The organism is Hoylesella timonensis S9-PR14, from assembly GCF_000762405.1.
GTDB lineage: Bacteria > Bacteroidota > Bacteroidia > Bacteroidales > Bacteroidaceae > Prevotella > Prevotella timonensis_A.
On sequence record NZ_JRPQ01000136.1, the window covers coordinates 1 to 11,313 of the forward strand.

Here is an 11,313-nt window from a genome sequence, read left to right on the forward strand (position 1 = left end):
TAATGTGGTTATAAGTGAATTTATGAGAGAAAGAGAAAGTTTTGCAGAGGTCTCAAATTTAGAGATGTCCAGTACACTCTCTACCAACCCAGATATCACTGTTTCTAATGGTTTCCTTGGCTTTGGAGCTAAGGCAATATATACCCCTACAAACACTCCTCTCAAGGCAATCATCAATTATTACAACGCTGAAGATGGCGAAAAATTAGTCAAACTTCTGCAAATGCCCGAGGAACAAATCGCAGAAAAAGCAGAGAAAATGCGAATGCCACAAAAACAAAGTATGAGCAACTACCGTTTGGAAGCCTGCCTAACCGCAGACAAACAGTTTATTGCCATACAAATATTTGGCTATGCGGATTTTAAGAACACTCCTCTCCACGAACTCTGCATCTATAAAGGCAAAACGGCAGAAAGCATCATCAACCTGCTTTAGCCCGTCCGACACGACAAATTCCTACGCTTCATGAATATAACACGAGGCATATTACTAACCTTTCGTTACCGCAATTGATGAGTAGCGAAAGGTTTTTTGATGACTGTTTAACAAGTAGGGAAAAGAGATAAAACTATTAGAATAACAACAAAAAAAATAGAAATCACTTTTATAAGGGCACTAACCCATTATAATAAAGGCATTAAGTCATTACTATAAGGGCATTAACCCATTACTATAAGGGCATTAAGTCATTATTATAAGGGCATTAACCCATGTTTATAAGAGCATTAACCCAATGCTATAGTACTTTCATAGACTCTCTTGACCATTTTTAGTTGGTTATTCTATACCCTTTGGGACTATTTTATAAAAAATCTACTCATCAATTTTTCCACTTAAAAACTCACCATTTAAGAACATAATATTTGGCTAAATGCCCAAAAATAAATATCTTTGTAATATGAGAATAGTCATACAAAGAGTTTCAGAAGCATCGGTGAGCATCAAAGGCACGATGAAATCGTCCATTCAGCAAGGTTTTCTTATTCTTTTAGGCATTGGCGAAGAAGATAACGAAGAAGATATAGAATGGCTTGTAAAGAAGGTTGTCAACCTTCGTGTGTTTGACGATGAACAGGGAGTGATGAACAAATCTATCCTCGATATCAATGGTGAAATATTGGTGGTGAGCCAGTTTACCCTCATGGCATCGTACAAAAAGGGCAACCGACCCTCCTACATTCGAGCCGCAGGGCACGAGATTTCTATCCCTCTCTACGAGCAGTTTTACAAACGTTTGAGTGCCCAATTGGGAAAAGAGGTAGGAACTGGCGAGTTTGGTGCCGATATGCAGGTGAAATTAGTGAACGATGGTCCGGTCACCATCTGTATGGATACCAAAAATAAAGAGTAACTCAAACACCCCCAAATCAAGATTCAAAATATGGAAATCAAAGAAGCACAACAACAAGTAGACCGCTGGATTAAGGAATATGGTGTACGCTATTTCTCAGAACTCACCAACATGGCGTGTCTCACTGAAGAGGTTGGCGAGTTGGCACGCATCATCTCACGCACCTATGGCGACCAAAGTTTCAAGCCAGGAGAGACACCCAATCTTGCCGATGAAATGGCAGATATTTTGTGGGTACTCATCTGTTTGGCGAATCAAACAGGAGTTGACCTCACCGAGGCTTTCGAACAAAACATGAAGAAGAAAACCAATCGAGATAAGACAAGACATATCAATAATCCAAAACTAAAACAACAATGACAGTCAACAAAAACATACAGCCTACAAAAGAGCAGCGCAATGCCAAGAATACGCCTAAGCAAACAGTCGATAAGTACGAACAGGCTTTGAAAAAGTACAACACCAATCTCAACGATGATGAAGTACGAGAAACAGTTAAGAAGCTCATCGAAGAGAAAGTACATACCAATGACACCCCTGAGGTGAAGAAATTCCTGTTTGGTAGCATTGAACTGACCTCATTGAAATGCACTGATTCGGACGAAAGCATCATGGCATTTACCGGAAAGGTAAACCAGTTTGACACGCAATATGCTGACCTTCCCCACGTTGCCACTATCTGCGTGTATCCTTGTTTTGCTCAGGTAGTACGCGACACCTTGGAGGTTGAAGGCGTTGAAATAGCCTGCGTATCGGGCAGTTTCCCCTCTTCTCAAGCCCTCATCGAGGTAAAGGTAGCCGAAACAGCATTGGCAGTGAAAGATGGAGCTACGGAGATTGACATCGTGATGCCCGTAGGCAAGTTCCTAAGTGGCAATTACGAAGAGATGTGCGAGGATATACAAGAGTTGAAAGAGACTTGCGGAGACGCCGCCATGAAGGTAATTTTAGAGACAGGATGCTTAAAAACAGCGTCAAATATCAAGAAAGCCTCTATCCTTTCCATGTATGCCGGAGCCGATTATATCAAGACTTCTACGGGCAAAGAGAAAGTGGCAGCCACACCAGAAGCAGCGTATGTGATGTGCCAAGCCATCAAGGAATACTACGATGAAACGGGCATTCAGATAGGTTTTAAGCCTGCTGGCGGCATCAACTCAGTAATGGACGCCCTCATCTACTACACCATTGTAAAAGAAGTGTTAGGCGAAAAATGGCTTACCAATAAGTGGTTCCGCTTAGGTACCAGTCGCTTGGCGAACATGTTACTCAGCGAGATTGAGGGAAAGGAAGTAAAATTCTTCTAATGATACAATAGAAGCAACTGAAAAAAATACCTTGTAAAAAAGCGGATATACACCTCAGAAGTGTATATCCGCTTGTGTTTTTTAGCACGATCAAAGCGCCTTGATCCAATCAACGATATCTTGCATCACCTCTGGGGCAAAGGTTTCTTCAATCAATCGATACTCCATTGTCTGCCCCGTAGTACAATGTTGAAACAGATGGTTCAGTCCTTCGTATTCTTTAATCAAGTTCTTTTTGTTGGGTTTCAAGCCTTTTCGCAAGGCAGAAAGATTGTCGTGCGCATCTACCTGCACATCTTTACTACCATTCACTGCCATGACAGGACACTTGATTTTTGGAAGATAGCAAGCCATGTCGGTAGCGATGAAATCGAGAACCCATGGGGTTTGCATGGTGATAATGGGTAACAAACTTTGCCGGCTCAATGCTGGGAGCGACACATTAGTTTGTTTCAACAAGGAGTCTAACACGGCTTCGGGGTGAGAAATGTCTTTCTTGGCATTTCTATAAGCATAAATAGCCCCCAACACCTTACAGTAATCGCGTGCGAAAGAAGCACCACCTCTCGCCTCCATCGCTTGATATACTTGCCTCAACATCAAGCTATCGCCACGTTCAGCCATCCCTGCAAGACTCACAATGAAATCGGGTAAGGCCTCTGCTGCCAACATCATGGCAATACTACCACCCTCACTATGTCCCATGACACCTATCTTTCCGAACTTTTTCAGGCTTTTCAGGTAGTTGAAACCACAGCGAGCATCCTCCGCATTGTCTTTCATTGTTGATTGGGAAGCATCACCTGTAGACTTCGCAAACCCTCTATCATCGTATCGAAGCGAAGCAATGCCATGGCGAGCCAAGTAATCTGCCAAGACTAAGAAAGGCTGATGGTCGAATATTTCCTCGTTTCTATTTTCCTGACCGCTACCTGTTACCATCAGTACCACAGGTACGTTCTGCTTGTTCATCTGCTCATAACCCACAGGATAAATCAATGTTCCCGAGAAAACAGCATTCGCCTTGGCGTTTTGAAAGGTTACTTCCTCAGTTTGATATGGATAAGGCGCATGAGGAGTTTGCGGTCTCTTTAGTTCCTCCACACCACGATTGAGCATCAAAGGGAAAGCCTTACCAAACTGCGTAAACACTCCTTGAATGTGATCTCCTTGCTGTTTGCCGAGATACCGAGCCCCAATCGACAAGATAGCAATATCCACAGAGTCGGCTGTCAGACAGTTCACTGTGGCAGGAACGCCTTTTACACTTTGGTCAGGACTATCCATCGTTACGATGAAACCGTTGTTTTTGTCCTTTTCCACGTGAAAGACAAGCGTTAATTGTGTACCTTGAACCGACAGTTTTCCCGTCCAACTACCTTCCAATTTTTGTGCATGCGATGCACAAACGGAAGCACACAACAGGAGCATAAAAGTAAGAAATCTTGTTTTCATGACGATATGAATATGATATTTACAGGTTATCTATCACGCTCAAAACAAAAACAAGGCGATAAAAGGTGTGCGTACTCCTTATTTTGTACGCTTCACCACATAGTCGATATAGGCTTGCAAAGCCGTTTTAATATCGGCATCCGTTACATGCTTGTCTATATAATCCAGCGTTTGTTGATGCAATTCGCCCATGCGTTGCTCGGCATATTCAATGCCCCCCTGCTGCTTTGTGAAAGCTACCAATTGTGCGATTTCATCGGGCGTCACCGTGTTGTCCTTCACCTTATGTGCCAATTGGAGCATGGCAGCATTACGAGTAGAATTCAAGGCATAAATAACAGGGAGGGTAAGTTTCCCCTCTGCCATATCATTGCCAGTGGGCTTGCCAATCTCTTTCGATTCAAAATAATCGAAAATATCATCTCTAATTTGGAAAATAATACCCAACGTCTGTCCAAATTGACGAGCAGCCTCTACCTCTTCGGGTGTTGCTTTGCCTGCTTGTGCGCCAATGACGGCACACGATTCGAACAAGGCAGCCGTCTTCTGTTTGATGACTTGGTAATATACTTCTTCCGAAATGTCCTGATTCTGGATATTGCTCAACTGCAAAATCTCACCATTCGACAAGGTTCTGCCAAGGTTAGCAAGGTTTTGTATAATGGCTTCCGAATGGGTGAAAGAAACTTGCAACAAAGCCGTTGACAGGATATAATCGCCCACCAGCACCGCCACTTTGTTGTCGTAGGTAGCATTCACCGATGCCTGTCCACGACGTTCGCCACTCTCGTCCACCACATCATCGTGCACAAGGCTGGCGGTATGCAGCAGTTCCAAGCCCACCGCGGCATGTTGGGCGGTGGAGGTAACACCATTAAAGTTCTTCGCTATTAACAAAATAAGCATGGGACGCATGCGCTTTCCCGTTCGTTGACGAATGTGAGAAAGTGCTTGCGATAGCAGACCATCAGCGTGTGACAACGACTCTTCGAATAACTGATTAAAATCATTCAGTTCTTGTGTAATCGGGTGTTGTATGAGGGATAAATAGTCCATGCTTACCAAATTTGTTACAAAAATACAGAATAAATCCCTATTTGTCGCTTTTTTTGCGTAATTTAGCATAAAAATAAATTCAATGTCGCTTTACCAAGGGCTTTAACGGAGAATGCCCCCTATCTGGTAAGCCATTATAACACATCAGCAATATGGAAAAACTCTTTCTTTTAGATGCCTACGCTTTAATATACAGATCTTATTATGCGTTTATCAACAGTCCACGAATCAACTCAAAAGGGTTAAACACTTCTGCCATTATGGGCTTTTGCAATACCCTCAACGAGGTACTTACCAAGGAGCAACCCACCCATATTGCGGTGGCATTCGACCACGGACTTACCTTTAGGAACGAGGCTTTCCCCGCCTACAAGACACAGCGAGAAGCCACCCCCGAAGATATTAAAAAGTCTGTTCCCATCATCAAACAGATTTTGGGGGCGTATCACATCCCATGTCTTCAGGTAGAAGGATTCGAAGCCGATGACATTATCGGCACGTTAGCGATGAAATCGGGCAAAAAAGGCATTGATACTTATATGCTGACCCCTGACAAGGACTACGGACAATTGGTGGGAGAACATGTGTGGATGTACCGACCAAGACACGGAGGGGGTTACGAAACACTCGGTGAGAAAGAGATTTGTGCCAAATACAGCATCGACTCTCCGTTGCAAGTCATTGATATTTTAGCCCTCATGGGCGACACTGCTGACAACTTTCCTGGCTGTCCCGGCGTGGGAGAGAAAACAGCTATCAAACTAATCAACCAGTTTGGTAGCATTGATGAGATGCTACAACGAACACAAGAGATCAAGGGTAAATTGCGTGAGAAAGTAGAAAATGCCATCGAGGATATTAAGATGTCCCAATTCTTAGCCACCATTCGCACCGATGTTCCAATCGACTTAAAACTCGATGACTTACAAGTGGAAGAACCGAATGAGGCAGAACTTGCAAAAATTCTCCATGAATTGGAATTTAAGACGTTAGCGAATCGAATGCTAAACAAATCTAAAAATAGCACAAAGAAAGCTAACAAACAACTCAATTTATTTGAAGAATCCTCGCCCAACATTCAGGTTGAGCCAAAAAACAAGAGTTTTGAGAGCCTTAAAACAGTATCTCACGAATACAAACTCATTGATAATGAAGAGGAAATGCGCAAATTATGTGACTTTTTCTTAACAAATAAGATTTTAAGTCTGGACACAGAAACCACTTCAACCAATGCAATGGAAGCAGAATTGGTTGGTTTGAGCTTTTCGGTGGCGCCTCATCAAGCCTTTTATGTACCCATTCCAGCAAACCGTGAACAAGCAATAAAGATTGTTAATTTATTCAAATCAGCGTACGAAAACGATGCGATACTCAAAATTGGTCAAAATATCAAATATGACATGGAGGTTTTAAGCCGTTACGGAATCGAGCTCAAAGGCGACCTATTCGATACCATGATTGCGCATTACCTCTTACAACCCGAGTTGCATCACAACATGGATTACATGGCAGAGGTATATTTAAGGTATCAAACGATACATATTGAAGAACTCATTGGACCACGAGGAAAAGGTCAAAAGAATATGCGCGACCTTGCTCCTAACGACATCTATGAGTACGCTTGCGAAGATGCAGATATTACCCTGCAACTTAAAAATATCCTTGAACCTAAGCTCAAGGAACGAGAGGTCGACCAGCTGTTTTATGAAATGGAAATGCCTTTGGTACGTGTGCTGACAGAAATGGAGATGAACGGCATACGGATAGACACAAAAGCACTGCAAGAGGTTTCTGAAAGCTTTACCAAACGTATGAACAACTTAGAAGCGCAAATTCATCAATTAGCTGGCGAATCGTTCAACGTCTCTTCTCCAAAGCAGGTAGGCGACATTCTTTTTGAAAAATTGCAGATAGCCGAAAAGCCCAAAAAGACAAAGACCGGGCAGTTTGTTACCAGTGAAGAAGAGCTGCAAAAATATGCCACTGGCAACGAAATAGTAACCCTCATCTTGGACTATCGTGGACTGAAGAAACTCTTGGGAACGTATGTTGATGCGCTACCCAAGCTCATCAACCCCCAAACAGGACACATTCACACCTCGTTCAATCAAACCGTAACGGCTACAGGACGGCTCTCCTCGAGCGATCCTAATCTGCAAAACATCCCCGTACGAGGCGAGGATGGGAAAGAAATCCGCAAATGTTTCATCCCTGAAGACGGTTGTTTGTTCTTCTCTGCCGATTATAGTCAGATAGAATTGCGTGTCATGGCGCATCTCAGTGGAGACAAGCACATGATTGAGGCCTTTCAAGAAGGGTATGACATCCATGCTGCCACTGCCGCCAAAATCTATGGCAAGGAGATGAAAGACGTGACACGTGATGAACGAACCAAAGCCAAACGTGCCAATTTCGGCATCATCTATGGCATCACGGTGTTTGGCTTGGCGGAACGATTGGGCATCGACAGGGGCGAAGCCAAACAACTCATCGACGGCTATTTCACCACCTTCCCACAGGTACAGACCTACATGGAGCAAGCCAAAGACACGGCTCGGGAAAAGGGATATGTAGAGACCTTCTTCCATCGCCGCCGCTATCTCCCCGATATCAACAGTCAAAACGCCACTGTCCGTGGCTTTGCAGAGCGTAATGCCATCAATGCGCCCATACAAGGGTCGGCTGCCGACATCATCAAGGTGGCAATGATACGCATTTACGAACGGTTCAAACGAGAGAATATCCAATCAAAGATGATTCTACAGGTACACGATGAACTCAATTTCAGTGTGTTACCTTCAGAGAAAGAACAAGTAGAGCGCATCGTTTTAGAGGAGATGCAGAACGCCTATCAACTCAAAGTTCCTCTCGTAGCCGATGCTGGCTGGGGACACAACTGGTTAGAAGCACACTAAAAATCACATCATATAAAAACAAAGAAGAACAACGCTATATGAAAATTATCCATATTGAACAACTCATTGAAGACCCCATTCACCTGCTTGACAGTGTGGTGGACAATGGCGATTCCTTGCTCATTCACCGACCGAAAGACAAAAGTGTGGTGATACTCTCCATGGAAGAATACAACCAACTGAAAGCCTGTGAATATCGGGCTAAAAAGAATGAACCTTCAAAGGCGAACCCCTAAAATTATTCATGTATTGAGATAGGGGCATTGCGCACACACTTCAAGTGCCTAACTCCTTAGCTTCAATCATTTTACAGCGTGAACGTAAACCTATCACCCCATTGACTTCATAGATTCAAGTCAATGGGATTATTTTTATATCTACAAACAGTCAACTTCAAAATTTGCGACAATCATCCTGCAAATCAAATCTATAGGGAGTTTGACACTCACCTGAAGAAGGCTCCACATACACTCCATTCACCTTCAAAGGCTCAGAGTGCACGGCATCAGCAATCATGGCAGCCGATCCGCCCAAGATTCCAGCCGTGAACTTGAATGCCAGCAACAGCGCATTGATGATGCTGCCGGCAATGGTGACACGGTATATGGACTGTTCTCGCTGACGGTCGGAATCGGATTTTTCCATCAATGTTTTGAGATTAAAGGGTTGTACCTGCAAATATAGTGATTTTTAACTACACGTTGTGTACACCTTTAGAATATCTGCAAAATAACATGACGCGCAATCTCATTTTCTAATGTTGGTGGCGGCTCACTCTTCTGAACCGATTGATTATTCAAATATTTTTAGGGTCAACCGTAGTTTTTCTGGTTTTTATATTTAATTTTGTGTTCGTATTCACCTTTTGCGATACGCAACCGATATGGCTAAGGTGAGATTTCCGATGCAGGAACATCATCTGTTCACGAAAAGAAGAATGTTTACTGCAATATGCAATTGATAGTTATTCACGGTCACGAGTTTGCCCGCACCACCCCTTGGGAAACAAGACGGACAGATGACCTCCTTTTATTCATTTCAAACCATCATCATGGGAAATTATCTTCTTTCACTCCTCGTCGCCCTTTTTGCAGTCACGGGTAGCCTGCCAGTGGCAGCACAAGAGGCTTATGCCGTATTAACATCCGACGAGACGCTCACTTTTTATTATGACAATCAGCGCGCCACCCGTCAGAATTATGAGCACATCTACGACATGCCCAAACCTGGAGTACCTCCCGATTGGGCAGGTTCTGAAAGTTATCCCCAGAAAAACGTTATGCACGTTGTGTTCGACGCCTCCTTTTCCGGGTACCGTCCCATCAGCACCCTCTCTTGGTTCGAATGTTGCATCAATTTGCAGAACATCGAGGGCATACAAAACCTTAACACCGAAAAGGTCACCGACATGAACGCTATGTTCTTTAGCTGCGAGGCATTGACATCGCTCGATGTGAGCAAATTCAACACCGAAAAGGTCATCGACATGCGCAGGATGTTCGATTACTGCAAGGCATTGACATCGCTCGATGTGAGCAACTTCAATACCCAAAACGTCGTCAGCATGAGCAGCATGTTCGAAGGCTGCAAGGCATTGACATCGCTCGACCTAAGCAACTTTAATACCAAAAAGGTCACCGACATGAGCGCCATGTTCTCTGGTTGCGAGGCATTGAGATCGCTCAATTTGAGCAAATTCAATACGCAAAACGTCGCCTCCATGAGAAGCATGTTCGAAGGCTGCAAGGCATTGAGATCGCTCGATGTGAGCAACTTCAACACCCAAAACGTTAAAGACATGTACGGCATGTTCGAAGGCTGCAAGGCATTGACATCGCTCGACCTAAGCAACTTTAATACCAAAAAGGTCACTGGCATGGTAGGCATGTTCGAAGGCTGCAAGGCATTGACATCGCTTGACCTGAGCAAATTCAATACCCAAAACGTCACCAACATGAAATGGATGTTCTATGGCTGCGAATCCCTGACCACTATTTACTGCAACAGAAACTGGAATGTTGGGCAATATGTTGATGATAAAGGTATGTTTGATAACTGTACGCAGCTGAAAGGTACCAACACTTCGTTCGACGCAAGCAAAACGGGCATTAAGATGGCTAACCCCATCACGGGTTACTTCACAATCCTGCCTGGGCCAGCAGAGGCTTATGCCGTATTAACACCCGACCAGACGCTCACTTTTTATTATGACAATCTGCGCATCACCCATCAGAATTATGAGCGCATCTACGATATGCCCAAACCTGGAGTACCTCCTGCTTGGGCAGGTGATGATGATAACCCCCCAAAAAATATTAAGCATGTTGTGTTCGACGCCTCCTTTTCCGGGTACCGTCCCACCAGCACCCACTCCTGGTTCGCACATTGCATCAATTTGCAGGACATCATAGGCATACGAAACCTTAACACCGAATACGTCACTGACATGGGAAAGATGTTCGAAAACTGCAAGGCATTGACATCGCTTGATGTGAGTAAATTCAACACCCAAAACGTCACCAGCATGAGGCGCATGTTCGATGGCTGCTCGGCATTGACATCGCTCGATGTGAGTAAATTCAACACACAAAACGTCACCGACATGAACAGTATATTCGATGGCTGCAAGGCATTGAAATCGCTCGATGTGCGCAAATTCAACACCCAAAACGTCACCGACATGTACTGCATGTTCTCTCACTGCGAGGCATTGACATCGCTCGATGTGAGCAACTTCAACACCCAAAACGTCACCAACATGAACGGCATGTTCAATCGCTGCGAGGCATTGACATCACTTGACCTGAGTAACTTTAACACCCAAAACGTCACCAACATGGGGGGCATGTTCATATTCTGCAAGGCATTGACATCGCTCGATGTAAGCAAATTCAATACCCAAAATGTCACCGACATGGCGTGGATGTTCCTTGGCTGCGAGGCATTGACATCGCTTGATGTGAGCAACTTCAATACCGAAAAGGTCACCGACATGAACAGCATGTTCGAATTCTGCGAGGCATTGACATCGCTCGATGTAAGCAAATTCAATACCCAAAACGTCACCGACATGAACGTCATGTTCTCTGACTGCAAGGCATTGACATCGCTTGATGTGAGCAAATTCAACACCCAAAAGGTCACCGACATGAGCAATATGTTCAATGGCTGCGAGGCATTGACATCGCTTGATGTGAGCAAATTCAATACCCAAAACGTCAGCAACAT

General features: G+C 44.0%; 10 protein-coding genes. 7 read left to right on the plus strand and 3 right to left on the minus strand.

The features are described from left to right. The 4 genes from HMPREF9304_RS08290 to deoC form a co-directional block, all read left to right on the plus strand. Positions 1–436 (plus strand): hypothetical protein (locus HMPREF9304_RS08290; RefSeq protein WP_309597574.1); only part of this gene is annotated, 436 nt, incomplete at its 5' end. A 463-nt stretch (positions 437–899) separates the two neighbouring features. Continuing rightward, positions 900–1,352, plus strand: a complete 453-nt coding sequence (gene dtd, locus HMPREF9304_RS08295) for a D-aminoacyl-tRNA deacylase (protein ID WP_036928185.1) — start codon at positions 900–902, stop codon at positions 1,350–1,352. Positions 1,353–1,382: 30 nt separating this feature from the next. Beyond that, on the plus strand, positions 1,383–1,712 hold the full coding sequence (locus HMPREF9304_RS08300) for a nucleotide pyrophosphohydrolase (RefSeq protein WP_008123796.1): 330 nt from the start codon (positions 1,383–1,385) through the stop codon (positions 1,710–1,712). Beyond that, on the plus strand, positions 1,709–2,659 hold the full coding sequence (gene deoC / locus HMPREF9304_RS08305; RefSeq protein ID WP_036928186.1) for a deoxyribose-phosphate aldolase: 951 nt from the start codon (positions 1,709–1,711) through the stop codon (positions 2,657–2,659). The genes HMPREF9304_RS08300 and deoC overlap by 4 nt, the downstream gene beginning before the upstream one ends. Positions 2,660–2,749: 90 nt before the next feature. Here the strand turns inward: deoC and HMPREF9304_RS08310 are convergent, their stop codons facing one another. Both HMPREF9304_RS08310 and HMPREF9304_RS08315 read right to left on the minus strand, forming a co-directional pair. Beyond that, complete coding sequence (locus HMPREF9304_RS08310; protein WP_036928187.1) at positions 2,750–4,114, minus strand: alpha/beta hydrolase; 1,365 nt, start codon at positions 4,112–4,114, stop codon at positions 2,750–2,752. 78 nt (positions 4,115–4,192) lie between these two features. After that, positions 4,193–5,170 carry a polyprenyl synthetase family protein gene (locus tag HMPREF9304_RS08315; protein ID WP_036928189.1) on the minus strand — a complete coding sequence of 326 codons (978 nt, stop codon included), beginning with the start codon at positions 5,168–5,170 and terminating at the stop codon, positions 4,193–4,195. A 152-nt stretch (positions 5,171–5,322) separates the two neighbouring features. On the opposite strand from HMPREF9304_RS08315, the gene polA reads away from it, so the two are divergent. Further along, positions 5,323–8,085, plus strand: a complete 2,763-nt coding sequence (gene polA, locus HMPREF9304_RS08320; RefSeq protein WP_036928191.1) for a DNA polymerase I — start codon at positions 5,323–5,325, stop codon at positions 8,083–8,085. A gap of 38 nt (positions 8,086–8,123) precedes the next feature. Continuing rightward, positions 8,124–8,321, plus strand: a complete 198-nt coding sequence (locus tag HMPREF9304_RS08325) for a type II toxin-antitoxin system Phd/YefM family antitoxin (RefSeq protein WP_036928193.1) — start codon at positions 8,124–8,126, stop codon at positions 8,319–8,321. Positions 8,322–8,478: 157 nt separating this feature from the next. Here the strand turns inward: HMPREF9304_RS08325 and HMPREF9304_RS15275 are convergent, their stop codons facing one another. Next, on the minus strand, positions 8,479–8,730 hold the full coding sequence (locus tag HMPREF9304_RS15275; RefSeq protein ID WP_036928195.1) for a cation efflux transmembrane domain-containing protein: 252 nt from the start codon (positions 8,728–8,730) through the stop codon (positions 8,479–8,481). A 406-nt stretch (positions 8,731–9,136) separates the two neighbouring features. On the opposite strand from HMPREF9304_RS15275, the gene HMPREF9304_RS08335 reads away from it, so the two are divergent. Further along, a partial coding sequence (locus HMPREF9304_RS08335) for a BspA family leucine-rich repeat surface protein (RefSeq protein ID WP_197061661.1) occupies positions 9,137–11,313 on the plus strand: 2,177 nt, incomplete at its 3' end.